Annotated in this window: 24 protein-coding genes and 1 tRNA gene; 10 read left to right on the top strand and 15 right to left on the bottom strand. The window is 72.0% G+C overall.

Annotated elements, in window-relative coordinates:
• The first annotated feature begins 2 nt into the window (after window positions 1-2).
• From FYC51_RS08385 to FYC51_RS08365, 5 genes are read left to right on the top strand one after another with little or no spacing between them, the layout of a single operon-like run.
• Window positions 3-2,045, top strand: coding sequence for a glycosyltransferase (locus tag FYC51_RS08385; protein ID WP_148733124.1), 2,043 nt, complete (start codon window positions 3-5; stop codon window positions 2,043-2,045).
• Window positions 2,042-3,226: a glycosyltransferase family 4 protein gene (locus tag FYC51_RS08380; RefSeq protein WP_148733123.1), complete on the top strand. Its 1,185-nt coding sequence runs from the start codon at window positions 2,042-2,044 to the stop codon at window positions 3,224-3,226. The genes FYC51_RS08385 and FYC51_RS08380 overlap by 4 nt, the downstream gene beginning before the upstream one ends.
• A complete protein-coding gene (locus FYC51_RS08375; protein ID WP_148733122.1) occupies window positions 3,223-4,356 on the top strand; it encodes a glycosyltransferase in 1,134 nt (377 codons plus the stop codon). Before FYC51_RS08380 ends, FYC51_RS08375 begins: the two co-directional genes overlap by 4 nt.
• Window positions 4,353-5,387, top strand: a complete 1,035-nt coding sequence (locus FYC51_RS08370) for a glycosyltransferase (protein ID WP_187432550.1) — start codon at window positions 4,353-4,355, stop codon at window positions 5,385-5,387. Before FYC51_RS08375 ends, FYC51_RS08370 begins: the two co-directional genes overlap by 4 nt.
• A complete protein-coding gene (locus FYC51_RS08365) occupies window positions 5,384-6,535 on the top strand; it encodes a glycosyltransferase (RefSeq protein WP_148733120.1) in 1,152 nt (383 codons plus the stop codon). The genes FYC51_RS08370 and FYC51_RS08365 overlap by 4 nt, the downstream gene beginning before the upstream one ends.
• Before the next feature lie 46 nt (window positions 6,536-6,581).
• On the opposite strand, the gene FYC51_RS08360 is transcribed toward FYC51_RS08365, so the two are convergent.
• Window positions 6,582-7,736, bottom strand: a complete 1,155-nt coding sequence (locus FYC51_RS08360; protein ID WP_148733119.1) for a glycosyltransferase family 4 protein — start codon at window positions 7,734-7,736, stop codon at window positions 6,582-6,584.
• Window positions 7,737-7,835: 99 nt separating this feature from the next.
• On the opposite strand from FYC51_RS08360, the gene FYC51_RS08355 reads away from it, so the two are divergent.
• A complete protein-coding gene (locus FYC51_RS08355) occupies window positions 7,836-8,654 on the top strand; it encodes an ABC transporter permease (RefSeq protein ID WP_148733118.1) in 819 nt (272 codons plus the stop codon).
• Between the two features lie 164 nt (window positions 8,655-8,818).
• Here the strand turns inward: FYC51_RS08355 and FYC51_RS08350 are convergent, their stop codons facing one another.
• A complete protein-coding gene (locus tag FYC51_RS08350) occupies window positions 8,819-9,400 on the bottom strand; it encodes a hypothetical protein (RefSeq protein WP_148733117.1) in 582 nt (193 codons plus the stop codon).
• 241 nt (window positions 9,401-9,641) lie between these two features.
• Here FYC51_RS08350 and FYC51_RS08345 point away from each other — a divergent pair, with 241 nt between their 5' ends.
• The gene (locus FYC51_RS08345) at window positions 9,642-10,850 is read left to right on the top strand and encodes an ABC transporter ATP-binding protein (protein WP_148733116.1); all 1,209 of its coding nucleotides are present in this window, start codon (window positions 9,642-9,644) and stop codon (window positions 10,848-10,850) included.
• Window position 10,851: 1 nt separating this feature from the next.
• Here FYC51_RS08345 and FYC51_RS08340 read toward each other — a convergent pair whose 3' ends face one another.
• Genes FYC51_RS08340 through FYC51_RS08320 form a run of 5 tightly spaced genes read right to left on the bottom strand, consistent with a single transcriptional unit; the run spans window position 10,852 to window position 16,627 of the window.
• Window positions 10,852-11,751 carry a glycosyltransferase family A protein gene (locus FYC51_RS08340; RefSeq protein ID WP_420797227.1) on the bottom strand — a complete coding sequence of 300 codons (900 nt, stop codon included), beginning with the start codon at window positions 11,749-11,751 and terminating at the stop codon, window positions 10,852-10,854.
• Window positions 11,748-12,725 (bottom strand): glycosyltransferase family 2 protein, encoded by a 978-nt coding sequence (locus tag FYC51_RS08335; RefSeq protein WP_187432659.1) that lies wholly within the window; start codon window positions 12,723-12,725, stop codon window positions 11,748-11,750. Before FYC51_RS08335 ends, FYC51_RS08340 begins: the two co-directional genes overlap by 4 nt.
• A 31-nt stretch (window positions 12,726-12,756) precedes the next feature.
• Window positions 12,757-13,848 carry a glycosyltransferase family 4 protein gene (locus FYC51_RS08330; protein ID WP_148733113.1) on the bottom strand — a complete coding sequence of 364 codons (1,092 nt, stop codon included), beginning with the start codon at window positions 13,846-13,848 and terminating at the stop codon, window positions 12,757-12,759.
• The gene (locus FYC51_RS08325) at window positions 13,845-15,086 is read right to left on the bottom strand and encodes a glycosyltransferase family 4 protein (protein WP_148733112.1); all 1,242 of its coding nucleotides are present in this window, start codon (window positions 15,084-15,086) and stop codon (window positions 13,845-13,847) included. The genes FYC51_RS08330 and FYC51_RS08325 overlap by 4 nt, the downstream gene beginning before the upstream one ends.
• Window positions 15,087-15,115: 29 nt before the next feature.
• Window positions 15,116-16,627, bottom strand: a complete 1,512-nt coding sequence (locus tag FYC51_RS08320) for a tyrosine-protein kinase domain-containing protein (protein ID WP_187432548.1) — start codon at window positions 16,625-16,627, stop codon at window positions 15,116-15,118.
• Between the two features lie 66 nt (window positions 16,628-16,693).
• Here FYC51_RS08320 and FYC51_RS08315 point away from each other — a divergent pair, with 66 nt between their 5' ends.
• Complete coding sequence (locus FYC51_RS08315) at window positions 16,694-17,938, top strand: hypothetical protein (protein WP_148733110.1); 1,245 nt, start codon at window positions 16,694-16,696, stop codon at window positions 17,936-17,938.
• Here FYC51_RS08315 and FYC51_RS08310 read toward each other — a convergent pair.
• From FYC51_RS08310 to dcd, 5 genes are all read right to left on the bottom strand, one after another.
• Window positions 17,935-19,302, bottom strand: a complete 1,368-nt coding sequence (locus FYC51_RS08310; RefSeq protein ID WP_148733109.1) for an O-antigen ligase family protein — start codon at window positions 19,300-19,302, stop codon at window positions 17,935-17,937. The two genes, FYC51_RS08315 and FYC51_RS08310, sit on opposite strands and share 4 nt — an antisense overlap.
• 60 nt (window positions 19,303-19,362) lie before the next feature.
• Complete coding sequence (locus FYC51_RS08305) at window positions 19,363-19,629, bottom strand: PqqD family protein (RefSeq protein ID WP_148733108.1); 267 nt, start codon at window positions 19,627-19,629, stop codon at window positions 19,363-19,365.
• Window positions 19,626-20,495, bottom strand: coding sequence for a nucleotidyltransferase family protein (locus tag FYC51_RS08300; RefSeq protein ID WP_148733107.1), 870 nt, complete (start codon window positions 20,493-20,495; stop codon window positions 19,626-19,628). The genes FYC51_RS08305 and FYC51_RS08300 overlap by 4 nt, the downstream gene beginning before the upstream one ends.
• Entirely contained in the window at window positions 20,492-21,559 is a 1,068-nt protein-coding gene (locus FYC51_RS08295) for a glycosyltransferase (RefSeq protein WP_187432547.1), read from the bottom strand. Before FYC51_RS08295 ends, FYC51_RS08300 begins: the two co-directional genes overlap by 4 nt.
• Window positions 21,560-21,664: 105 nt before the next feature.
• The gene (dcd, locus tag FYC51_RS08290) at window positions 21,665-22,270 is read right to left on the bottom strand and encodes a dCTP deaminase (RefSeq protein WP_148733105.1); all 606 of its coding nucleotides are present in this window, start codon (window positions 22,268-22,270) and stop codon (window positions 21,665-21,667) included.
• Window positions 22,271-22,379: 109 nt separating this feature from the next.
• Here dcd and FYC51_RS08285 point away from each other — a divergent pair.
• Together FYC51_RS08285 and FYC51_RS08280 are read left to right on the top strand one after the other, a co-directional pair.
• Window positions 22,380-22,450: transfer RNA gene (locus FYC51_RS08285), tRNA-Gly, on the top strand.
• A gap of 16 nt (window positions 22,451-22,466) precedes the next feature.
• Window positions 22,467-22,823, top strand: a complete 357-nt coding sequence (locus FYC51_RS08280; protein ID WP_148733104.1) for a hypothetical protein — start codon at window positions 22,467-22,469, stop codon at window positions 22,821-22,823.
• A 124-nt stretch (window positions 22,824-22,947) separates the two neighbouring features.
• Here FYC51_RS08280 and FYC51_RS08275 read toward each other — a convergent pair whose 3' ends face one another.
• The 3 genes from FYC51_RS08275 to speB form a co-directional block, all read right to left on the bottom strand.
• Complete coding sequence (locus tag FYC51_RS08275) at window positions 22,948-23,217, bottom strand: hypothetical protein (protein WP_148733103.1); 270 nt, start codon at window positions 23,215-23,217, stop codon at window positions 22,948-22,950.
• A 56-nt stretch (window positions 23,218-23,273) separates the two neighbouring features.
• Window positions 23,274-24,836 carry a class I adenylate-forming enzyme family protein gene (locus tag FYC51_RS08270; RefSeq protein WP_222863220.1) on the bottom strand — a complete coding sequence of 521 codons (1,563 nt, stop codon included), beginning with the start codon at window positions 24,834-24,836 and terminating at the stop codon, window positions 23,274-23,276.
• Between the two features lie 108 nt (window positions 24,837-24,944).
• Window positions 24,945-25,931, bottom strand: coding sequence for an agmatinase (gene speB, locus FYC51_RS08265; RefSeq protein WP_148733102.1), 987 nt, complete (start codon window positions 25,929-25,931; stop codon window positions 24,945-24,947).
• Between the last annotated feature and the right edge of the window lie 9 nt (window positions 25,932-25,940).

The following is a 25,940-nucleotide window of genomic DNA, read 5'->3' as shown; positions in this document are numbered from 1 at the left end:
GTGTGCGCGCGCTGAGGGTCTCGCACAGCGCCGTCGTCGATGAATGGCGCGGCCGTGAACGGGCCGTGGCGAGCCTGGGCGTCGAGGTGGCGCTCCTGAGCGCGCGGGCATGGCCCGAAGGAGGCGCGCTGGTGGCCCTGCGCCCACGACCGAGCGAGCGCGTCGAGGGCGTCGCCACGATCGGCCGGCACCCCGCGCTCTTCCTGTACGACCCGCGGCCCCTCTGGCGACGCCTCGGCGAGCACTGGGACGTCATCGACGTGCACGAGGAGCCGTTCTCGCTCGCGACCGCGGAGCTCCTGCTGCTCCGCGGCCTGCGCCGCAACCAGGCGCCCGTCGTCCTCTACACCGCGCAGAACCTCGCGAAGCGCTACCCGATCCCGTTCGGGTGGCTCGAGCGGCACGCCCTGCGCACCGCCTCCGGCGTCTCGGCCTGCAACACGGATGCCGCGCGCATCGCCGAGGCGAAGGGCTTCGCCGGTCGCGCCCGCGTGATCCCGCTCGGCATCGACCTCGAGCGCTTCAGCGACGGGCACGCGGATGTCGCGACGGACGCCCCGGCCGCCGCCGGCGACGCGGCGACCGACGCTTCCGACGCAGCCGCCCGCATCGTCGTCGGCTTCGCCGGCCGCCTCGTTCCCGAGAAGGGCCTCGGTGTGCTCTTCGACGCGATGGCGCGCGACCGCCGCCTGCACGTCCGCATCGCGGGCGGGGGGCCGATGGCGGCCGACCTGCCCGACATCGTGGCGCGACGCGGCCTCGCCGATCGCGTCGAGGTGCTCGGAGCGCTGGCGCCCGAGGACGTGGTCGCGTTCTACCGCTCGATCGACGTGCTCGCCGTGCCGTCGCTCCCGACGCCGACCTGGACCGAGCAGTTCGGCCGCGTCGCGATCGAGGCGATGGCGTGCGGCGTGCCCGTCGTCTCCAGCGATGCGGGGGCGCTCCCCGACGTCGTCGGCGGCGCGGGCATCGTGGTCCCGATCGGCGACGCCGACGCGCTTGCCGCGGCACTGGTGGACGCGGCGGGCCCGCGCGCGGGCGAGCTGCGGTCGCTCGGACGCGAGCGTGCGGCATCCTGCGACTGGAACGAGGTGGGTCGCGCCTACCTCGACCTGTACCGATCAGTGCTGCACGACGGCGACGCGACGGCGCCCGTTCGCTCGCCCGGCGCGGCGGACCACGACCGCGAGATCGAGGTGGTCGTCGTGGCGTACGGCGCCCCCGAGCTCCTGCGTCGGGCGCTGGAGCCGCTGGCCGGCCTGCCGGTCACGGTCGTCGACAATTCCTCGCTGCCCGAGATCGCGGCGCTCTGCGACGAGCTGGGCGTGCGGTACCTCGACCCGGGCCGCAACGGGGGCTTCGCCGCCGGCGTCAACGTCGCGCTGGCCGACCGGCTCCGACCCGGCGCCGACGTGCTGCTCGTCAATCCCGACGCCGTGATCTCGCGCGCCGACATCGACGCGCTGCACGCGGCGCTGCTGGCCGCGCCCGACCTCGCGAGCGTGGGCCCCGCCCAGGTCGACGAGCAGGGCGAGCCCGCGCGGGTGGAGTGGCGGTATCCGTCGCCGACCGCGGCCTGGCTCGAGGCGCTTGGACTGGCCGGGCTCCGACGCGGGCCGACGTTCGTCATCGGCTCAGTGCTCATGCTGCGCGCCGAGGCGCTCGACCAGGTCGGGGGCCTCGACGAGGGGTTCTTCCTCTACGCCGAGGAGACCGACTGGGCCTACCGCGCGCACCGGCTGGGCTGGCGGCACGCCGAGGTCCCGGCCGCTCGCGCCGTGCACACGGGGGCCGGCACGAGCAGCGACCCGTCGCGCCGCGAGGCGCATTTCCACGCCTCGCTCGAGCGCTACCTGCGCAAGCACCACGGGACGGTCGGGTGGCAGACCGCCCGCACGGCGCAGTGGATCGGCTCGATGGCCCGGTCGATCGCGCTCCCCGGCGAGCGCGGCCGAGCCGCCCGCAAGCGCGCCGCGCTCTACCGCCTGGGCCCGGCACGGGTGGAGGCAAGGTACCTCGAGTCGTCGGACGGGTCGGTCGCATGACCCGCATCGTGCAGATCGTGCCGTTCATCGGCCCCGGCTCGGGCGTGGCCGGCGTCGCGTGGAACCTCGAGCAGCAGTTCCGGGCGCTCGGGGCGAGCGTCGAGCGCTACACCTTCGACGACGCCCGGCGCGGACGGCCCCGCCCGTGGCCGCGCTCCAAGCTCATGCGCCGACTCGCGCGCGGCTGGCGCGTGGTGTGGTTCAGCACCTTCGGCACCGCTCGCGCCCGCCGCTTCCTCGCGGAGCGGCCCGACGCGGTCTCGATCTGCCACAACGACGTCATGGCGGGCGACGTGTACGTGAACCACGGCGTGATCCTCGGGTCGATGCGGGCTCGCGGGAACCCCGCGTGGCTGATGGTGCGCAACCCGTTCCACATCTTCGTCCACCTGCGCGACCGCGCCCGGTACCGGGGGCGCACCCATCGAGCCGTGGTCGTGCTGTCGCAGCAGGATGTCGCGGAACTGCGCGACGCGTACGGACGCGTACGGCCCCGCACGGTCGAGATCCCGAACGGCGTCGACCTCGGGCGCTTCCGGCCGCCGACGCACGAGGAGCGCGTCGAGGCGCGGAGCGCCCTCGGCCTCGGCACCGACGAGCGCGTGGCGGTGTTCATCGGGCACGAGTTCCACCGAAAGGGCCTGCGGTACGCGATCGAGGGACTGCGTTACGCGCCGTCGGTCCTGCTGCTCATCGTCGGAGGCTCCGACGACATCATCGCGGAGGCGAACGCGTCGGCACAGGGGCTCGGCGTCGGCGACCGCGTGCTGTTCGTCGGCCCGCGACACGACCTCGCACCGTTCCTCGCGGCATCCGACATGTTCGTGCTGCCGAGCGCCTACGAGGCGAACGCGCTCGTCGTGCTCGAGGCGCTCGCGAGCGGGCTGCCCGTGGTGACCACACGGGTCGGCTACGCGCCCGAGATCGTCGTGGACGGCGACAACGGCTACCTCGTCGACCGTGATCCGCTCGCGGTGGGCGAGCGACTCGAGGAGCTCGCGGGGCTGGAGGACGACGAGCTCGCCGGGTTCCGCCGGCGTGCCCGGGCCAGCGTCGAGGGCCACTCGTGGCGCGCGACCGCCGAGCGCTACCTCGCCCTCGCCGACGAGCTGCTCGCCGAGCGCACGGCCGCGAGCAGACCCGGAGCGCCCGGCGGCACCGAGGCGAAGGCGGCGCCATGACGCGCATCGTGCAGATCGTCCCGACGATCCGGCCCGGCAGCGGCGTGGCCGGCGTCGCGTACGCCCTCGAACGGGAGTTCGCCGCGGCGGGGGCGATCGTCGAGCGCTTCACCCTCGCCGAGGCCGGCAAGCGGCCCGGCCGGTCGACCGGTCGCACCGCGATCGGCAACCACCTCGAGGGCGCCCGCAACGTGATCTGGTTCAGCACGGTCGGCACGCGCCGCGCACGCCGGTTCCTCGCCCAGCGTCCCGACGCCGTCTCGATCTGCCACAACGACGTCATGGCCGGCGACGTCTACGTCAACCACGGACTGCTCCAGGCGGCGATGCGGGCACGGGGGCACTACGCCTGGCGGATGGTGCGCAACCCCGTCCACCTGTTCACGGCGGTCCGCGACCGGATCCGGTACCGCGGACGCACCCACCGCGCGATCGTCGCCCTCACGAGCGCGGAGGCGGACCTGCTGGTCGCGACGTACGGACGCGTGCGCGCCCCCATCCACGTCATCCCCAACGGCGTGGACATCGAGCGGTTCCGTCCACCCGACGCCGATGAGCGCTCGCGGGCGCGTTCCGCGCTCGGCATCGACGACGAGCGCACGGTCGCGGTGTTCGTGGGGCACGAGTACGAGCGCAAGGGACTGCCGCTCGCGATCGAGGGCCTCCGCCGCGCGACCGGCATCACGCTCGTGGTGGTCGGCGGCACCCCCGACATGATCCGTCGTGCCGAGTCGGAGGCGCGCGAGCTCGGCGTCGCAGACCGCGTGCGCTTCGTCGGCACGCACGACGATCCGGTGCCGTACCTCTGGGCCGCCGACGCCCTCGTGCTGCCGAGCGCCTACGAGGCGAACGCGCTGGTGCTGCTCGAGGCGCTGGCGTGCGGCCTGCCCGTCGTGGCGACGCGGGTGGGGTTCGCGCCCGACCTGGTGCGCGACGGCGAGAACGGCCACCTCGTCGACCGCGACGCGGCATCCGTCGGCCATCGCCTCGACGAGCTCGACCGGATCGACCGCACTGCGCTGCGCGGCGCCGCCAGGGCCACGGCCGAGCAGTACTCGTGGCCCGAGGTCGCCCGACGCTACCTCGACCTCGTGGAGTCGCTCCGCGCGGAGCGCGGGGTGCGTCGGTGAACGGCCCGATCCGCATCCTGCACGCGATCCGGTCCGACGGGTTCGCCGGCGTCGAGCAGTTCGTGCTGCGCCTCGCGCTCGCGCAGGCGGCCGACGGCCACGACGTCGCCGTCGTCGGCGGCGCGGCCGAGCGGATGCGTCCCGCCCTCGCCGGGGCCGGCGTCGAGCACGTTCCCGCCGCCCGCACGATCGAGGTCCTGCGAGCCGTGCGGCGTCGTGCCGCCGGCATCGACGTCGTGAACACCCACATGACGGCCGCCGACGTGGGGGCCGTGTTCGGGCTCGCCGGACGGCGGCAGCGCCCGGCCGTCGTCTCCACGCGGCACTTCGCGCAGCCGCGCGGGCGCCTCGGCCCCGTGCCGATCGATGCGCTCGTGGGAGGCCGCATCGACGCGGAGGTCTCGATCAGCGCCGCGGTCGCGGCATCCGTCGATCGCCCGAGCACGGTGGTGCACACCGGTGTCGATGCGCGCCCGCTCGGCGACGGTCGCCCCCGCGATCGCACGGTGCTCATCGCGCAGCGGCTCGAGCCCGAGAAGCACACGCATGTCGGCGTGCGCGCGTTCGCCGCGTCGGGCCTCGCCGCCGACGGCTGGACACTCGAGGTCGCCGGCGACGGGTCCGAGCTCGGCGCCCTGCAGGCGCTCGTCGGCGAGCTGGGTCTCGACGGGGTCGTGCGGTTCTCGGGGTTCCGCTCCGACCTGCCCGCCGTCATGGACCGGGCCGCGATCCTCATCGCGCCGTGCCCCGTCGAGGGGCTCGGGCTCACCGTGCTCGAGGCCATGGCCGGCGGGCTCCCCGTGATCGCCGCCGAGGCGGGTGGGCACGTCGAGCTCCTCGAGGGCCTCGACGAGCGCACGCTGTTCGCGCCCGACGACGCCGACGACGCCGGCCGACGGCTCCGGGGACTGGCGGACGACGAGCCGGGGCGCGCCGACCTGGGCGCGGCGGAGCGCGCGCATCAGCAACAGGCCTTCTCGATCCGGGCACAGGCCGACGGGACCGAGGCCGTCTACCGGGGGGTGCTGTGACCGACCTGGTGGTGGTGTCGCTCGAGCGCTGGGACGACGTGTGGCGACGGAACCAGCACCTCGTGGCCGGGCTGCTCGCGGCCGATCCCGCGCTGCGCGTGCTGTTCGTCGAGCCGCCGGCCGATCCGACGCACGACCTGGCGTCGCGCCGACGTCCTCGCTTCGGGGCGCGCGTGCGCGAGGTCCCCGGCGGCGCGGCCGGTCGGCTGCACGCGGTCCGGCCCGTGAAGTGGCTGCCGCGCCGGTTCGACCGCCGCGCCGACGACCGGCTCGCGCGCGCGATCATGCGCGCTGCGAACCGGCTCGGGATGCGGCATCCGCTGCTCTGGATCAACGACCCCGGCATGGCGCCGCTGGCCGAGCGGTCCGGCTGGCCGACGCTCTACGACGTCACCGACGACTGGCTGGCGGCCGACCGGCCCGCGGCGGAGCTGCAGCGCACCGCCGCGAACGAGGCCGCGCTGTTCCGCGTCTCGCGCGAGGTCGTCGTCTGCTCGCCCGAGCTGGCCCGCCGCAAGGGCGAGCAGCGACCCGTGGTGCTCATCCCGAACGCGGTCGACGTCGACGCCTACCGGCGCCCCCGGCCGCGTCCCGCCGACCTGCCCGCGGGACCCGTCGCGCTCTACCTCGGCACCGTGCACGCCGACCGCATCGACATCGCCCTCTGCGAAGCCACCGCACGGGCGCTCGGACCGACCGGGACGCTCGTGCTCGTGGGCCCGAACCTCCTGGGCGCCGACGACGTGCGACGGCTCGAGGACACCGGAGCGCGCCTGCTCGGCCCCCGACGCCGCGACGAGGTCATCGGCTACCTGCAGCACGCCGACGTGCTCGTCGTGCCCCACGTCGTCGACGCGTTCACCGACAGCCTCGACCCGATCAAGCTCTACGAGTACCAGGCCGTTGGCCGTCCGGTGGTCTCCACGCCGGTCGCCGGCTTCCGTGATGCATCCGATCCGCGCGTTACGATCGCCGACGGCACGGGGTTCGCAGCGGCGGTCGCCGCGGCCGTGCCCGCGCGGTCGGCGTTCCCGGTCGGCGCCGACGGGCCGGTGCCCGACTGGGCCGACCGCACTGCCGCGATGGGCGAGGTGCTCGATCGCCTGCGGGCCGGCAGCGCTCCCGACGCGCGCTCGACGGGGTCCTGACGCCGATGCGGCCCTGATCGGCCGCCAACGGGGGTCCTGCCGCGGCTCAGAGGGTGTCGAGCACCGACCGGAGGTTCGACCACGCCCACGACCAGTCGTGCTCGAGGGCACGCGTCCGGGCCGCCGCGCCCAGCCGATGCCGGAGCCCGCGGTCGTCGGCGAGCTCCGCAAGGGCGGCGGCGAGGGCCTCGGGATCGTCGGGCGAGACGTAGCGGCCCGCCGAGCCGATGACCTCGGGGATGCCGCCGATCCGGCTCGCGACGACCGGGAGCCCGCTCGCGAGGCCCTCGCCCGCCGTGAGCGGGCACGGGTCGGCCCAGCGCGACGGCACGACGAACACGTCGGCGCTCCGCAGCAGGTCGGGGACGGACGCGCGGTCGACGAAGGGCTCGAACGAGACACGGGCACGCCCGTCCCCCGCGAGCCGACGGAGCTCGAGCTCGTACGGCGACGTGTCGGCGTACCGGTCGAAGCCCTCGCTGCCCACGAGCACGAACTCGATGTCATCGCGCCCGAGCAGGCCGGCCGCGCGCACGAGCACGTCGGCGCCCTTGTCGCGGATCATCCGGCCGACGAACAGGACCCGCAGTGGTTCCCCGGCCGACCGCGACGGCGCGGCTGCCGCTGGCGTGAACACCTCGCAGTCGACGCCGTTCCGCACGACGTGGAGGCGTTCGGCGAGGCGGTCGGGGAGGGAGCGCCTGAGCTGCGTCGCGAGCGACTCGCTGACGCACGCGATGCCGGCGACGTCACCGAGCATGCGATCGGCCTCCGCCCTCGTGTAGGTGCCGAGCAGGTCGTTGTGCGCGTAGAGCACCACGTGGTGCGGGGAATCGCGCAGCAGCCACGCCAGGACCGGCGCGTTGTGGGCGAGCACGATCGCCGGCGGCCGGTCGGCGACCGCCGCCGCCGCAGGGGCGAAGTACCGGCCGGCGGCGCGACGCGGCAGTCCGAGCCGACCGAGTCCGACGTCGGTTAGCCGCTGGGCCCGGGTCGGGCCGGGCACGCCCGCGTACTCGATGGGCGTCGCGCTGTCGTAGCGGGGACGCATCGTCGAGGCATCCACCGCTACGAACTGCCGGAACCCCGACCCCTCGCGGCCCGCCGCACCCGCGAGGCCGTGCACGACCGTCGACGTCGCGGACCCCGTGCGCGGCGAGTAGTGGTCGCCCGGCGTGATGACGTGGATGAGGTCCGGCACGACGACATGCTACGACCCCGGTGCGGGTAGCATTCGAATTCAGCGTGCACGCGCCCTCCGCGGCGACGGGCCCACTCGCCCACTCCCGATCGGACCCAGATGCGAACCACCGTGATCACCCCGCCGACGCGGCTGCCGCTGCCTCGGTGGCGCGAGCTCTGGGAGGCACGCGAAGTCGCCCTCCGCTTCGGCCAGCGCGACGTCGTGCTGCGCTACCGGCAGACGGCGATCGGCGTCGCCTGGGTGCTCATCCAGCCGCTCGCCGCAGCCGGCATCTTCTCCATCGTCTTCGGCGGCGTCGCGCAGCTGCCGACCGGCGGCACGCCGTACTTCCTCTTCACCTTCGTGAGCATGCTGGCGTGGACGCTCTTCGCGAGCATCGTCGGCCGCTCCGCGCCGTCGCTCGTCAGCAATCAGGCGCTCGTCTCGAAGGTGTTCTTCCCGCGCATGCTCGTGCCCCTCTCGACGGTCATGTCGTCGCTGCTCGACTTCGCGGTCGGCCTCGGGCTCGGCGTGGTGCTGCTCATCGTCTACGGCGTGAACCCCGGATGGGCCGTGCTCCTGCTGCCGGTCTGGGTGCTGCTCTTCGTGCTGCTCGGCCTCGGCATCGGGCTGGCCGCCTCTGCGTGGATGGTCCGCTATCGCGACGTGGCCTACGTGCTCCCCTGGATCATCCAGGTGGGCCTCTTCGCGACACCCGTCGCGTATTCGCTCGACGCGGTGCCCGCGAACCTCGAACCGCTGTTCCTCGCGAACCCGCTCACGTGGCTGATGGAGGCGTTCCGCTTCTCCATGCTCGGCACCGAGGTGCCCCCGGCGTGGCAGCTGATCGGCGCCGTCGTCGTCAGCGTGGTCGTGTTCTTCGCGGGCGCGATGGTCTTCCAGCGCAACGAGCGGTCGTTCGCCGACCTGATCTAGGCGCGCCCCGCCGCTCCTGCTGCACGGCGACGGATGCCGCGGCACGACGAAGGCGGTGCCCCCACGTTTCCGTGGGGCACGACGACGGATGCCTCGGCACGACGAAGGCGGGTGCCCCCACGTTTCCGTGGTGGCACCCGCCTCGGTCTGGCCTCGTTCGGCTGCTACCCGCAGTCGGGCGGCAGGATGACGCCGCAGCCCGGGTTCTGGATCGGCGGGGTGTCGGCGAACGAGAAGTCGTCGACGGCCGGCGGGTGGTTGTCGGGGTCGGGCGGCGTGGGCGTGTGGCCCCACGGGATCGACACGGAGCCGTTGAGCGACTGGTTGGCGCTGTTGCCGTTCTCGCCCGCGTTCATGATGATCGCGATGGTCTCGCCGTCCGCCAGTTCGAGCGGGAACGTGAGCACATCACCGGTGGTCGCGTCGATGGCCGCCTGGAAGAACAGCGTGATGTCGGGATTGTCCTCGGTGAAGGTGATTTCGAACCCCGCCTGGTTGTACAGGAAGATCGTCTTGCCGGTGTTGTTCGTGATCGTGACGTCGAACACGTAGCCCTTGACGAAGACGTCGCCGCACGAGTTGCCGGGCAGCTTACAGGCGTCGCCGACGACGATGGTGGGCGGGCCGCCCGAGGCCGCGTATGCGGGTGCCGGGACGGCGAGGGCGATAGCGGGCACGGACCACGCCATCGCCTTGGCGACCGTGCGCCGCGAGACGCCGGTCTTCTGCTCTTCGAGGTCGCTCATGCGTGGTCCTCCTGGGTGCTGTGGTCTGGGAACGGATGGCCGTGGCATCCGTTTTGTTCGGGTTGCCTGAGAGTTTGCGTCTCTCGGCCTGAGAGTATCGGGTTTGCGCAGCCAACTCTAGAGGAGAAGCAATCCTCAGTCATATCGAGGAGACCCCGCATTCGGGTGACACGACGCGGATGTTAGCGTGTGAGGCACCGCCTGCGCACCGCGAGCGGCCCACTTGCGAACGAGGAATCGAATGGCGAACGGCACGGCCATCGCGGTCTCGAACCTCTCGAAGACCTACCGCATCAGCCATCGCCACCGCACCAATCGGGCCACCGAGGCGATGGTCGAGTTCATGCGCCGCCCGTTCCGTCGGGCGGAGGTCGAGGAGTTCGCCGCCCTGCGCGGGCTCGACTTCACGATTCCACAGGGCGAGGCCGTCGGGATCATCGGCCGCAACGGTGCCGGCAAGTCGACGCTGCTGAAGCTCCTCACCCGGATCACTGCGCCCACGACCGGCCGCATCGAGCTGAGCGGCCGCGTCGGCAGCCTGCTCGAAGTCGGGACCGGCTTCCACCCCGAGCTGACGGGGCGCGAGAACATCTACCTCAACGGCACGCTGCTCGGCATGCGCCGACGCGAGATCCGGCAGCGATTCGACGAGATCGTCGACTTCGCCGGTGTCGAGCGGTTCCTCGACACCCCGGTCAAGCGGTACTCGTCGGGCATGTACGTGCGGCTCGCGTTCGCGGTTGCCGCACACCTCGACACCGAGATCCTGGCGATCGACGAGGTGCTGGCCGTCGGCGACGCGGAGTTCCAGCGCAAGTCGATCGCCAAGATGCGGGATGCCGCAGCGCACGGTCGAACGGTGCTGTTCGTCAGCCACCAGATGCACACCGTCATGAACCTCTGCACCTCGGCGCTGTTCCTGCAGGCCGGTGAGCTCGCGTACCAGGGCGATGTCGACACGGCCATGCAGCGCTACCGCGACACGTTCGACGACCACGCGCAGGCCCAGCGGGAGGCCTCACGTCGGCCGGGTTCCGGACAGCTCAGGGCCGACGCCGTGACCGTCTCCAAGCCCGCCTACGCCTCGGCCGAGCGCAAGCAGGTCACGATCGGGATCCCCAGCGGGCCGTCGGAGATCGGCCAGTACTACGTCTCCTGCCACGTCACCGACGCGAACGGCGTGACGGTCGTGCAGTGCGACTCGCGGCTCGTCGGCACGTGGCTCGACCCCGAGGTGCCGCACGAGGTCGTCCTCGGGATCGAGGACCTGATGCTGCGCCCCGGGCGCTACTCCGTCGACGTGTTCCTCTGCGCCGCGGGCGTCATGGACGCCTGGGAGGGCGCCGCCGTGTTCGAGGTGCTGCCCACGCTCCCGTACCCCGAGTCGGCCACGGAGGACGCGTGGAGCCACGGCACGGTGCTCTGCGACTTCACCTACCAGGACACGTGAGTCACGACCTGCGTGCGACCTTCGCGAACGCGCCACGCGTGAAGCCGGCCGGCGAGATGCGCACGCCGTCCCAGAGGTCCGCCGCGGCGTCGCCGAATTCGCGCCGACGCAGCCGTTCCGCCACCCGGCCCGGAACGGCCGCGGCCATCATCGACCGGTACCGACGCAGGTTGCGGCGGAGCAGCCGTGCGCTCCGCTCGTCGCCCATCGCGTTCGCGTCGGCGACGTTCGTGCGGATCGCGCGAACACTCGCCCGATAGCGCTCACGCCAGTCCGCGAGCGTGACGTTGCGGTCATGGCGGCGATAGTCGACCACGGTCGTGCCCGTTCCCGCCATGGGGCCGACCCGCAGCATCCGCAGGATGAACTCGTCATCCTCGGCGAACCGGAACGACGGGTCGAATCCGCCCGCCCGCAAGATGGCCTCCCGACGGACGACGAGGGTCACGATGCGCGGGATCGGCGTGGCGCCGCTGAGGAACGCCTCGGGGGGCGCCTCTTCCGTCGTCCACGTGCCGAACGGTCGACCATCAGTGTCGACGTAGCGCCCGTCGCCGAACGCGGCCACCGCGTCGGGCCTCGCCTCGAGCACGCGCACGAGCTGGTCGAGCCGTTCGGGTGGCCAGATGTCGTCGTCGTCGAGGAAGGCCACGAACTCCCCGTCACCGGCGGCGATCCCCGCGTTCCGGCCCACCGAAAGACCTGCGCTCGCCTGGTGCAGGACGATCGCGTCGGGACCCGCGAGTCGTTCGAGCCCGGCGGGGTCTTCGGAACCGTCGTCGACCAGGATCAGCCGCCGGTTCGCGTAGGTCTGGTCGCGCACGGACTGGAGCGCGACGGCGAGGTAGGGGAGCAGGCGGTTCGTCGCCACCACCACATCGACCGTCGGGCGCGCGCTCATCGCTCGGGCCCCCGCGAAGCACGCCGCAGCCGCGAGACGTCGCGGGCGCTGGCGACGACGCCGGCCGCCGTGCCGGCGGTGTCGACCACGGCGCGCCATCCGCCCCCGGCGAGGCCGCGTGCCTTCGAGCGCAGGTCGGGCCGCTCGGGGTCGCCGATCGAACGGACGCCGTCGATGACGTTGCGTCCGATCTGCCGGGCCGCCGTCCGCATCCAGCTGCGGAAATGCGGGTCGCGATAGCCGAGGGTGGTGGCGAGCAGCACGACGTGGTTGCGCGCGCCGAAGTAGCGGTACCTCGCGTCGAAGCGACGCCCCTTGGCGTAGACGCCGGCCACGTGGCGCACGACCGCGAAGGGCGTGTACACGATCCGCATCCCGGCCCTGCGCATGCGCAGCGCGATGTCGGTCTCCTCGCGCAGGCAGGTGCCCGGGTAGAGGTCGCGGATGCCGCCGAGCTCGCGCACCACGGACATCCGGACCGACATGTTGGCTCCGAGCATGTGGTCGACGTCGAGCACTCGCCCGGGGTCCGCGGCGAAGAAGCCCGTGAGCCGCCCGTCGGGCAGCAACAGGCCGATCTGGCCGAGCCCCTCGCGATCCTCGCCGGGCTGGTCGTTGAGGGCGCGACCGCCCACTGCGGCCACCGCCTGGTCGTCGTAGGGCTTCAGCAGCTCCTCCAGACAGTCGGGCTGGGCGAACGCGTCGTCGTCGAGGAACGCGACGACGTCCTCCTCGAGGTCGGCGACGCCGATGGCGCGGCTCGTGGCCGTCGTGCCGATGCCGCGCTCGTTCCGCCGGTACTCGACGCCGGCATGCCGTGCCACGACATCGCGAGTCGCGGTGTCGGGTGACGCGTCCACGACGATGGTGCGCACCGGGCGCACGGTCTGGCGCTCGAGGTGCGCGAGGCACTCCTCGACGAACGTCGCGCGCTGATAGGTCGCGATGACGACGGAAACCGTCGGACGCGTCATCTGGGTCTCCTCGGCTCGGGCACGATGGATTCTAGCCGGGGGTTCGGCGGCGATCGCGCCGCCCGCGTCGAGCGAGCCCGTCGTCGTAGATCCGCTCGTAGGCGTCGACCACCCGTCGCAGGTCGAATGCCCGCGCCCGGCGTGACCCCGCATCGGCCAGCGCCGCCCGACGTCGGGGATCGGTCAGGAGGTCGGCGATCACTGCGCCGAGTTCACCGGGCTGGGCGAGGACTCCCGCGCGTCCGTCGTCGGTGACGAATCGTGCGCCGATGTTCGGCGTGGCCACGACGGGCAGGCCGGCCGCCATGGCTTCGGCGTATGGGATGCCGAAGCCCTCGTACGTCGACGGCAGGCAGAAGACCCACGCCCGCCCGTACTCCGCGACGAGGTCGGCGTCGTCCAGGCGCCCGAGGGCGTGCACGGCGACCGGCAGCGCATCGGGCGCATCGCGCGTGACCATGCGGAGCTCGGCGTCGGGCACCCTGGGGAGCACCTCGCGGACGAACGCCTCCGCGAGCATCGACCCTCGCTTCCTGGCCCCCCAGGTTCCCACGAACAGCACGGTCGGGCGCTCGGCCTTCGCGCCTGAGGTCGTGAAGCGCTCGACGTCCACGCCGTTCGGCACGACCGTCGACACCCACGGCATCCAGCGCCGGGTCCCCGGCGAGACGAGCACGGTGCGGTCGGCCACGAGCGTCGCGAGCGTCTCGGTCACGCCCAGCAGCAGCATCCGGAGCCGTTCCTTGGCGCCCCTGATCCGAAGCGCCTCCTCGAAGCACGATCCGTGCATGGTCCGGACGTGGACCGGCGCACGACGCCGCCACAGCCAGTAGTCGTCGCCGTGGGCGTGGATCACGTCGAACCCGGCGAAGTCCTGTTCGCGCAACGCGAGGGCGAACCTGAACGTGCGCAGGGATCCCGTGAGCGGCACCGCTCGGTGTCCGTACCGGGCGCCTTTCACCGGGGGGCTCGGGCTGAACATGACGACCTCGTGGCCTCGTTCGGCCAGTTCCGTCGCCAGCTCGTGCGCCTGGTAGCCGACGCCCATCTTGCTGTCGCTGGGCAGGTAGTTCGAGACCATCGCGATCCGGAGCCGCCGCGTTCCGTCGTCGGGAGCCGTCATCGCGGTGCGCTCATGCCGGGGAGCGCGGCCCGCTCGCGGTAGAGCCGCTCGTACGCGTCCACGGTGGCAGCCCAGGTGAACGCGGTGACGCGTTCGGCGCCGGCATCCCCCAGTCGAGTCGCCAGCGCCGGATCGCCGAGGAGCTCCTCGAGCGCCCGCCCGAGCGCGACCGGATCCTCGGGGTCGACGAGATACCCGTCTCGGAGGTGCGAGACGAATTCGGCAGGACCGCCGTGATCGGTCGCCACCACCGGCAGGCCGGCGCGCCAGCCCTCGAGCACGACGATGCCGAACGCCTCCACCCGGCTCGGGACGACGAGGAGCGTCGCGCCCGCCATCGCGCGAGCGACCCCGTCGGGATCGAGGCGGCCGAGGAACTCCACGCGGTCGGCGAGGCCGAGACGGTCGACGGATGCCTCGAGTGCGCGCCGCTCGGGTCCGTCTCCGCCGAGCACGAGTCGTGCGCCCTGCGGGAGCGACGCCGCGCGGAAGCCCTCGAGCAGCAGGTCGAACCCCTTCACGCGGACCATGCGCCCGATGGCGAGGACCGTGGGAGCGGCTCCGGCCGCCCCGACGGGCGCGATGGGATCGAGCTCGGGGTCGCGCGCGTCTGGTGCGTCGAGCGCGTCGACGCCGTTGAACACCACGTCTCCCCCGTGCAGCCCGAAGCGGGCGCGGAGATCGGCGAGCGTGTACTCGGAGCAGCCCGTCACGAAGGCGGCCCGGCCGAACGAGGACCTGAGCGCTGCGCGCAGCAGCGCGGACTGCCCGAACACGTCGTCCTCGTCCATGAAGGTCTCGCCGTGAGAGCTGACGGCCAGCGGGATCCGGAAGCGGCGGCTCAGCGCGAGCGCGTAGACGCCGTTGGGGCCGAAGCACTGCACGTGCAGGAGGCTCGGCCGGAATGCCTTGACCGCGTCCGCCCACGCGTTCCAGGCGCGCGGGGCGGACCGGACGAAGCCCGAGAGCGACCGAACCGCCCTCGCCGGGAGCGGCGCGGGCAGACGGAGCACGGGCACGTCGTCGACGACGTCGCGGCTCGGTACGCCGTCGCGGGCGACGGTCCACACCTCGACGGCGTGGCCGCGGGACGTGAGCTCGCGCGCGACGTGCCGCACGTGCTGCTCCACGCCGCCGGGGCTCGGGTACGCGGATGACGCGACCAGGGCGATCCTCGCCCGCACCGGTTCCCCGGGCTCAGCGCTGGGGTCGCGACGGCGGGCAATGGGCGTGGCCATCTCGGTCCCCGGGCCTCCGGCGGTCGGCGTCAGCTGCGCCGACCGCGACGGGCAGCCGGGGTGGTCTCGGGCTCGAGCTCGTCATCGAGCACCGGCGGCACCTCGGTGGAGGTCCCGGCGGGCACCACAGGCACTTCGTCGCCCTTCGCCTTCGATGCGGGGGTGTACTCGCGCCGGTACTCGTACGAGTACGCCGTCGCGTCGGCACCGCGCAGCGGCGCCTTGTTGAGCACGATGCCGAGGGGACGACCACGCGCCTTGCGGAGCGTGTCGAGCGCCTTGTCGAGCAGGTCGTAGGTGGTCTTGCGCAGGGTGACCACGACGAGGGCGCCGTCGGCCTGGTGGGTGAGCACCGCGCCGTCGGTCACCGGGAGCAGTGGCGGGGCGTCGATGATGACCGTGGCGTGCTTCGTGAGGTCGGCGATGAGCGTGTGCATCCGCTCGGAGCCGAGCACCTCGCTCGGGTTCGGGGGCACGCTCCCCGCGGCGAGCACGAGCAGGTTGTTCGACCTGGAGGTGCGCTGCAGGACCTCGGCGAGGGCTGCGCGCCCGGCGAGCACGTCGCTGAGCCCGGCTCCGCCAGGCAGGCCCATGGTCTTCGCGACCATCGAACGGCGCAGGTCGCCGTCGACCAGGACCACCGTGGTTCCGGCAGCCGCGAGCGTCAGCGCGAGGTTGCACGCGATGGTGGACTTGCCGTCGCCCGGCAGCGGGCTCGTGACGACGATGGTCTTCGGCGGGTGGTCGACGTCCATGAACTGCAGGTTCGTGCGCAGCGCCCTCAGCGCCTCCGTGACCGCGAACGTGCCGTTCTTGCCCGTGCTCCCCGACTCCTTCGGGTCGACCAGGCGGGATTCGTCGTCGAGGCCCGGCACGATCGGGATGGTTCCGACGACCGCGACGCCGGTCTTCGACTCGACGTCCTCCGCCGCCCGGATGCGACGGTCGGAGACCGTTCGGATCATCGCGAACGCGATGCCGAAGCCGAGGCCGAGCACGCCGCCGACGATGACGGCCGTCTGCACATCGGGGAACGACGGCGTCGTCGGAAGCGACGCGGAGTCGCCGGCCACGACCGTGACGGCGGCCGAGCCCCTGGAGCCGTCGCCCTCGATCGCGTCGATCTCGACGATCATCGCGCTGATCCACGCCTCGGCGAGATCGCGCGCACCCTCGGGCGTGTCGGCCTCCGCGCTGATCTTCAGGATGACCGTGTCGGCCGGGTTGGAGACCTCGATCCGCTCCACGAGCGCCTCGGGGGTGGTGTCGAGTCCGAGCTCCTCGATGGCGTTCTCGGCGACCGACCGCCAGCCGGCGATGTCGAGGTAGGACTGCACGCGCGACCGGGCGAGCGTGTCGCCGAGCGTGGACGTTCCGATGTCCTCCGTCTGCCGTGAGGCGACGTACCCGCTCGCGCCCGCCGTGTAGACGGGCGTCTGCACCAACGTCCAGGCGTAGCCCGCGCCGACGCCGATGAGCGTCATCAGGAGGATGGCGATCCAATGCCTGCGCAGTCCGCGCAGGTAGTCGCGAAGCTCCATGCAACCTCCGGTGTCGTCCGAGGCTGACCGCGGCGCGGCAGACCATCGATGAGTAGGCTCCATGGTATGCCAACCGCCTTTGACGTGCGCGCGCTGACCTCCACGGTGCGGATCGAGCTCGACGACACCCTCCCCGCCGAGGCGCGTGCGTCGATCCGCTCGAAGTGGACCGACCTCCTGGTCGAGGGCGACGCAGCCCCGACCGCGACCATCACCGGACGGGTCGCGTCCGTGCCCGACGAGACGAAGGCCGGCCGCTCGAAGACCATCGCGCTGCGCTCCGCCGACGACGTCGAGGAACGCATCATGTCCGAGATCACGCTGGCGGCCATCAGCGAGCTCAGCGGGGAGGCGCTCATGCTGCACGCCGCGGCGGTCGCCCTCGACGACGGTCGAGTCGTCGGATTCGTGGGCCCGTCGGGTCGCGGCAAGACGACGGCCGCCCAGGCGCTCGGGCGCGCCTACGACTACGTCACCGACGAGACGCTCGCGGTCCGCCCCGACGGCTCGGTCGTCCCGTACCCCAAGCCGCTCTCACTCGGCCTCCGCCCCGAGCGCAAGCAGGCCGAGTCCGCGTCCGCGCTCGGGATGCGTCCGACGCACGCCGACGACCTCCGGCTCGCCGCGATCGTGGTGCTCGATCGCCGTCCCGGTGTCGAATCACCCTACGTCGAGAGCGTCGGGCTCATCGACGCCCTGCACGACCTCGTCCCCCAGACGAGCTACCTCGCGGCGCTCGACCGGCCGCTCCGCACGATGGCGGAGCTCGTGGCGGCGACCGGTGGGGTGCGCCGGGTCGTGTACTCCGAGGCGGAGACGCTTCCGGGCCTCATCGACACCATCCTCTCCACCGTGCAGGCGGAGCAGCCGGTGCTGTCCGACGTCGTCGCGGCGTACCGTCGCGACTGCGACTGCTTCGCGCAGCTGCTCCCTGGCGCGCCGATCCTGACGGAGGATCCCGAGGGCGTCGTCGTCCGGCCGGGCAGCTACCAGCGGAGCAACCAGACCGACGCGATCATGGTCGACGACCGGCTGGTCGTGCTCCTGCGGTACGACGTGTACGTGCTCGAGGGTCTCGGGCCGATCGTCTGGCTCGCAGCCGACCTGCTGCTCGAGGAGGAGCTGCTCGACGTGGTCGAGCGGCAGCTCCCCGAACCGCCCGAGGGCGTCGATCCGGCCGCGGCCGTCTCCGAAGCCCTGGCACAGCTCGTGGCGGCCGGACTGCTCTTCCGGCGCAGCGGCATGCGACGGCGGTCCGATCCGGCATCCGACGGCGCGGCAGAGCTCGAGCGGGCCGGCGAGACCGCCTAGCTCACCGGAAGACGCCGCAGCGCGGCATCCGATCTCAGTTCGTCACCGACGAGATCGGGATCTCGGGTGCCCTCCCGTGCCATCGCGCCGAGGCAGATGCCGGCGATGACGAACGGGATCGAGACCTGCGCGGCGATCCAGAACAGGTCGAACTGCGCCTGCACGAACCGGCAGAGCACGACGGCGACCGCCAGCGTGCCGAACCGCGGGTCCACCCGCCAGAGGACGACGATGACGCCGATCCACATCACGAGGAAGCCGACGAGCCCGATGATGCCGGCCGACGCCAGCATCTCCATCTCGGCCTGCGGCGGCTGGTAGGGGATCGCGCCCTCGGTGTACCAGTACCGCAGCCCGTGGCCGAAGACCGGAGCCTCGAGCCAGTACGCGTAGACCTCCTTGAACCAGTCCAGCCGCTGGAGCACCGAGTTGTGGCGGTTCTCGGAGCCGAGCTGCTCCACCACCATGTTGACGACGAGCCAGCCCGCGGGGATCAGGAGGAGCAGCACCAGGCGCGAACGCCGTGTCGTGCTGCGGCGCAGCACCGCCACGATGATCGCCGCCATCAGGCCGATGAGCGCCTGGCGGGACTGGGCGAACAGGAGGGCGGCGACGAGCAGCCAGAATGCGAAGCTCGCGTGCGCCTTCTTCCAGCCCACCCAGTCGGGATTGAGGTACGCCACGATCGCCGCGAAGGCCACGACCGTCCCGACGAAGTTCTTGTGCAGTTCGATCGGCCACAGGGGGTACGCCGGCCCGAAGTTGCCGGTGGCGACCTGGAGCACGCCCTGGACCACCGTGAGCGCGGCCATCACGCACGCCGTGACGACGATGAGCGAGAGCCCGAGTCGCGCGTACCCACCGGCGCCGACCGCCCACCCCACGACGAGGGCGCCCGAGACCAGGAGCCAGGCGTGGAACCACTCCACCGTGTTCGCCAGGTACGGGTTGACGATCACGGTGAAGAGCGTCGTGAACTGGTAGAAGAGGTTGATCCAGAGCAGGCTCCGCAGCGGCTTGCTGAATGGACGCTTCCCGAGGAGCACCGCTGCTCCGAACGCCGCGGCGAGCGCCGCGTCGGAGACCGAGAGGTCGCCGCCCCCGATCCCGATGCGCTGCGGGATCAGCAGGAGCGGCATGGAGAGCAGGACGATGGCGAGCGGCATCGAGCCGCTGAGGGCCGCGCCGATGACGAAGACGGAGACCACGATCGCGAGCATGGACCCGTTCTGCACACCCTGCTCGAGCAGTAGGTACGTCGCCGTGACGGCGCCGAACGCCATGAGCACCCAACGCCACGCGTTGGCCCAGAGATCGGCGATGCGCTCCCGCCAGATCTCCGCGCGCGTGCTCGTCGAAGCCATGTCCGCGTCCTTTGCTGAGATTCGCTCCAGTATCGCAGGTGCGCGGCCGAGTTCGAGCGGTCAGGCGGACGCCTCGACGAGCAGCCCGCGGGCGAGCAGCTCCTCCACGAACGCCTCGACGTCGTCGCGGACGTCCGAGATCGAGGCTCCGGTCGCCTCCGCGACGCGCTCGGCGATGGATGCCCTCGACCCGTCGCATGCCGCGACCCAGATGGCCGCGGCACCGCCGTCGAGGACGACGATCGGTCCGGCGGGCAGCACGGCCGCGTAGACGATCTCGCCGTCGTCGACGTGCGCCACCCCGGGCGCCGGCCGGAGGCCGGTCATCGTCGCGCCCCTCGCCGCTGCATCCCCTGCCACGCTTCGCCGATCGCCCGTGCGGGCCGGCCGAAGAACTCCGCGACGACTTCGCGGCGCGTCGGGCGGCGCCCGAGGCGGGCAGCCAGGTGGTCGACGTTCACGAGCGGCGCGCGAGCGATCACGAGCAGGGACTGCGAAAGGGTGGGCGCCGCCCGAACCCGCGCCCACCACTCCTCGGTGCGGCTGCCGCCCGAGGACACCACCTTCCACAATCGGTAGTCGCGCGCTCCGCGATACTGCTCGAGCTCGCCGACGGCGGCGGCGAACGCCACGTGGGCATCGAGGTCGTCGACGAGCGACGTGATCCCGACACGGCGCTCGTCAGGAGCATCCCGCCAGACGGCCGCCAGGTCGTACCGCGCGGCCGATCCCGCACGAGCCGCGTTGAGGATGAGCACGAGCGCCTGCGCAGGCACGTCGGGGACGTTGCATCCGATGCCGGCGATCTCGATGCGGTGCCGGTCGTTCCACAGGCGTTCGAACGCCGGCCCCGGCGCGACGCGGATGCCGGGGAAGAAGCGATGGACGTCGATGTACCCCCACGCGTCGTGGAGGTAGGTCTGGGCATGGCCGAACGGCGAACCCGACGCGAAGGTCGTGTAGAGGATCCACCCGTTCGCGCGCAGCGCGGCGTCGAGGCGAGCGAAGTGGTCGGGACGCACCATCACGTCGACATCGGTACCCGCGTAGCCGCTCGGCCGCAGCGCAGGATCCACCGCGGCGCCCTTGATGTGCAGCAGGTCGACCCCGATCGAGTCCGCGAGGTGCTGCACGGCGGCATGTCCGAATCGCAGGCGCACCGGAAGTGGAACGTCGACTCGAGACTCGCTCACGCCCGCTGCACCACCCCTTCGATCACGTCGGTGAGGCGCGCGACGTGATGGTCGCGTCCGAAGGTGCGACCCCAGGCCCGGCACGCCTCTGCGTCGAGCCGGCGCGCCAGCAGGATCGCCTCCGCGAGCCCGGCCGGGGTCTCGGATGCCGCGTGGAAGCCGTTCACGCCGGGATCCACGGTCTCGAGGTAGCCGCCCGCCGCGACGGTCGCCGCCGGGGTGCCCTCGAGCGACGCCTCGACGACGGTGAGGCCGAAGTCCTCGCGTCCGGCGCCGATGACCACCGCGGCATGGCGGTACAGCCAGCAGAGCTCGGCGTCGCCGATGCGGCCCAGCCCGAAGACGCCGGACTCGGGCTCGTCGAGCGCCTGGGATCCCGATCCGACGATCACGATGGGCAGGTCCGCGAGGCGTGCCGCCGCGACGGCGAGGCCCACGTTCTTGTAGCCGCGGTCGCGGGCGACGATGACGGCGAACTCGGCGGGGAGCTCCCGATCGGGCGCGACGGCGACCGGCGCGACGGGCTCGACCGGCGGATGCACGACGATCGACTCGATGCCGTAGCAGGTGCGGATCCGCTCCCGCGTGACCGCCGAGTTCGCGACGACTGCGCCCGCCCGGCGCATCGCCTCGAGGTCGCCACGCTTGAGCAGCGGCGTGCTGAGGGTCAGGCCGGCGCGCCGAACGCGGCTGAGACGCATCCGGTAGTCGTCGGCGGCGTACAGCCAGCGTGCCGGACTGTGCACGTAGACGACGTGCGGGATCTCGAATCGGAAGCGGTGCGCCCAGCCGCTGCTCGACACGAGCGCGACGTCGCCGCCGTCGACGATGGTGCGCGCCGCGATCGACGGCAGGGCCGGCAGCATCCACTCCACCTGGTTCGCGAAGGCGCTCGGGATCGTCGCACGCACGTCGAGGTCGTCGAACTCGTCGAAGGTCGATCCGGGCGCATGGGCCAGCGTCACGATGCGTCGCGCGCCGAATCCGGCCGCCCACTCCGCCACGACGCGCTCCGCGCCGCCCACCTGCACGAGGTAGTCGTGGGCGAGGATCACCTCGGGCACCGTTCCCCCTCCCGCCATGACCCTGCCGACAACGCGGCCATCGTCGTCATCGTACCTGCACCGGGTCGAGGGCGCAGGCGACCGCGGACGACGCGACTCCCGCGGTCAGCGCCCGGCGGACCCGGCCTCGGTCACGCCGACGTCGGTGCGGTGGAAGTTCTGGAACGACCGCGACGCGGTCGGCCCGCGCTGCCCTTGGTAACGGCTCGAGTAGTCGGCCGAGCCGTAGGGCTTCTCGGCCGGCGACGAGAGCCGGAAGAAGCACATCTGGCCGATCTTCATGCCCGGCCAGAGCTTGATCGGCAGCGTCGCGACGTTGCTCAACTCAAGGGTGACGTGGCCGGTGAACCCCGGGTCGATGAAGCCGGCCGTGGAGTGCGTCAGCAGGCCGAGCCGGCCGAGCGAGCTCTTGCCCTCGAGGCGCGCCGCGACGTCGTCGGGCAGCGTGACCGCCTCGAAGGTCGACGCCAGCACGAACTCCCCCGGGTGCAGGATGAACGGCTCCTCGGGCCGCACCTCGATGAGGTGGGTGAGCTCGGGCTGGTCCTCGGCGGGGTCGATGAACGGGTACTTGTGGTTGTCGAACAGCCGGAAGTACCGGTCGAGTCGCACGTCGATCGACGACGGCTGGATCATCCCGGGCTCGTACGGCTCGAGCCGGATGCGCTCGCGATCGAGCTCCGCCCTGATGTCACGATCCGAGAGCAGCATGCTGGTCAGCCTACCGAGCGACGCGGCCTCGTTTCGCCCGTCGGTGCGGGCGTGGGAATGGGGCTCGCAGTTGCTACGATGGTCACCGCTGCATCCACGGATGCCGCTCGCCGATGTAGTTCAATGGTAGAACTTCTGCTTCCCAAGCAGACAGCGCGGGTTCGATTCCCGTCATCGGCTCCGTGATACTTGACCGGTGAAGACGAGCGCGGCCCGCAAACCCATCAACCGCGAGGATCGCGGCTTGACGATCGTCGGTCTGGTCTTGCTCGCGCCGGCTCTGGGAGCACTGGCTTGGTACGCGGTCGTGGTGCTCTTCGTCGGCGACCGCTGCAATCCGCCCGTGACCGAGTGCAACCGCGAGATCATCCTGGCCGGCCACTACATCGCGAGGTTCGGCACGATCGCCGTCGGCATTGTGGCGCTCGTCACATCGATCGCGCTCCTCCGAGCGCGGCGGCGGGCGGCGTGGGTTCCACCGCTCGCTCTGGGCCTCGCGCTCTGCGTGTTCATGGGCGGAGGCGAGTTCGCGAAGCTGGGCGCGCAGCCCTGAACCGGCGTCACGTCGGTTCACCTGAACTCACCCTTCCGAATGAATGCAGCCTCGTGAGACCGGGTGAACCCGAGTGATCCACGTCGTCCTCGAACTCGCGGACCGGGACCACCGATCGGCAGGCCTACCAGACGGTGCCGCCGCCGACCGAGATGCCGCCCCACGTGAGCGCGATGAAGATCGCGGCGAACACGACGGGCGCGATGCCCTTCCCGTTGCGCGCGAGCCCCTTCAAGAGGGCGATCACGGCGAGGACCGCAGCGACGATGGAGAGGCCGCCGCCCACGATCAACCCGATGAACAATGGAATCGGCATGAGCACGAGACCGGCCAGTGCGAACCAGAACGCGGCCCAGGCGGTCGGGTTGGAGCGGGGCTCGACGGAAGATGACATGCGCCCAGTATCTCGTGTCCGCGGATTCCCACCGCCGTCATGGGCTCCGATCGGGGTCACCGACGCGAGAGCCCGTGCACCGAGCGCTCCGCCATCCGCTTCAGGCCCATGCGGTCGACCTTTCCGGTCGCGGTCGACGGCATCTCGTCGAGCACGACGATCTCCTCGGGTGCCTTGTAGCCGATCTTCGCTCGCGCGAAGCGGATCAGCTCGACGTCGGGGGGCCGCTCGCAGCCCTCACGCAGTGTGATGTACGCGCGCACGTTCTCTCCGTGGACCTCGTCATGGATTCCGACGACCCCGACGCTGTCGACGCTGGGATGCTCCAGCAGGACGTCCTCGATCTCCTGCGGGCTGATGTTCGATCCGTCGTGCACGATGATCTGCTTCCGGCGACCCGTGAAGTAGAGGAAGCCGTCGTGATCCGCGCGGAGGACGTCGCCCGTGTCGAGCCATCCGTCGGCGAAGGCGGCATCCGTCGCGGCGGCGTCACCCCAGTAGCCGACGCAGGCGCCCTTGGTCTTGATCCACGCGCGACCCTCGCCCCCGACCTCGACCTCGGCGCCGAGGTCGTCACGGATCGAGAGCGAGACGCCGGGTGCGGCCAGGCCGACTGAGCCGATCCTGATCTCGGCAGGTGGACTCACGCTCACGAGCCCGGTCTCCGACAGCCCGTAGGCCTCGTCGATCGTGGTTCCGCTGAGCGCGATGAACTCGCGTTCGAGTTGGGCGGACACCTTGTCGCCAGCGGCCCGGCACAGGCGGAGGGACGAGAAGTCCTCCTGCGTGGCACCGTGGTCACGGGTCAGTGCGAAGAGGGCCGACGGCAGCATCGAGAGCACGGTGGGGCGATCGTCGCGCAGGAGCGCAAGCAGCTCGTCTCCGTCGAACGTGCGGGCGACGGCGATGCCCGCACCGGCACTCAGCGCCCCGAACGACACGTAGAAGGCGCCGACGTGCGAGAGCGAAGATCCGGCCAGCACGAGGTCACCGGGGCCGAACTCGAGCGCTGCCGCAGCGGTCGCGAACATCCAGCCGAGCGTCCGTTGCGTGTGCGTGACGCCTTTCGGGGGTCCCGTGCTCCCCGACGTGAAGAAGATGACCGCGGGCGCGGTGGGCTCCGGTGGCTCCAGCGGCCTGGCCGGCCCACCGCGCTCCAGCAACTCCTGGAACGCGGCCCCGCCATGCTCGGCCTCCCGGTAGCCGATCGTGCCCAGCGGGAGCTGCGCCACCCGCTCGCTTGCCGCCAGGTCTTCGTCGCGCTCGACGTGGGCGAGCAGCATCCGTGCGCCGCTGATGCCGAGCGCGTGGTCGATCTCGGCCACCGTGTAGCGGTAGTTGAGCGGGGTCGCCACCAGGCCCGCCTTGAAGCAGGCGAGGTAGTGGACGATGAGTTCGTACCGGTTGGGCATGAGCGACGCGATCCGGTCACCCGGCTCCAGGCCGAGCTCGAGGTACCCGGATGCGACCCGTTCGGTCACGTCCTCGAGCGCCTGCCACGACAGGCGCGCCCGCGCCGAGACGAGCGCGAGCCCGTTCGGATCGCGCTCGAGACCGGCACGCAGCAGGTCGCTCGGCGTTGCCGGCTGTCGCAGCTCTGCTCCGGAGTAGGTCCCCACCAAGGTCTCCCGACGGCGTGTGGCAGGAGCCTACGCCCCTGCCCGTCTCGCCACCACGGCGTGTCTTCACGAACCGCGAGTCCGGGTTCGATCGCGATCATCGCCTCATCACTCCTGTGCTGCGCCTCCACTGCGGTCGCCGGCCGGGCCCCAGAGCCCCATCAGCGCGAGCACCTCCCACGCCGTGTGGGCCGCGGCGAGTCCGGTGATGCCCGCGTGGTCGTACGCCGGCGCGACCTCGACCACATCGCCGCCGACGATCCGGAGCCCGCGCAGCTGCCGGAGCACGGCGAAGAGCTCGCGCGTGGTGATCCCGGCGACCTCGGGCGTACCCGTTCCCGGCGCCTGCGACGGATCCAGCACGTCGATGTCGATCGAGACGTAGACCGGGCCGGATCCGAGCCGCCGACGGACCTGGTCGGCGATGCTCTCGATCGACCGGTGCTGGAACTCCTCGCTCCGGATCGACTCGAACCCGACGCGGCGGTCGTCGGCGAGCTCGTCGGGGCCGTAGACGCCGCCGCGGATGCCGACGTGCTGGCAGTGCTCGAAGTCGAGCAGCCCCTCCTCGGCGGCACGCCGGAAGGGCGATCCGTGCCAGATCGCGGCGCCGTGCAGCGTGTCCCAGGTGTCGAGGTGCGCATCGAAGTGCAGGACCGCCAGCGGCCCGTGCACGGCGGCGGCCGCCCGCAGCAGGGGCAGCGCGATCGTGTGGTCGCCTCCGAGCGCGAGGATCCTCGAGCCGCCCTCGATGAGCCGCGCGACCGTGGAGTGGATCTCCTCGACGGCCTGCTCGATGCCGTAGGGCCCGACGCCGACGTCGCCGGCGTCGGCCACCTGCTGGTCGCGGAACGGGAACGACTCGTGGAACTGGTGGTACGGATGCAGCTGGCGGGAGTGCTCCCGGATGTGCGCCGGGCCGAATCGGGCCCCGGGCCGGAAGCTGGTGCCGGAGTCGAACGGGATGCCGACGACGGCGACGTCAGCGTGGTCGACCTCCTCGAGCCTCGGCAGCAGGGCGAACGTGGCGATCCCCGCGTACCGCGGCAGGTCCGGATCCTCGCGCTGGCCGATGATGTTCCGCTCCGTCGTCACCGCCGGCAC

Origin of the sequence: Agromyces mariniharenae (genome assembly GCF_008122505.1) — a bacterium.
Taxonomy (GTDB): domain Bacteria; phylum Actinomycetota; class Actinomycetes; order Actinomycetales; family Microbacteriaceae; genus Agromyces; species Agromyces mariniharenae.
The sequence above is the reverse complement of the archived record's forward strand: the minus strand, read 5'-3'. Positions and strand labels throughout refer to the sequence as shown.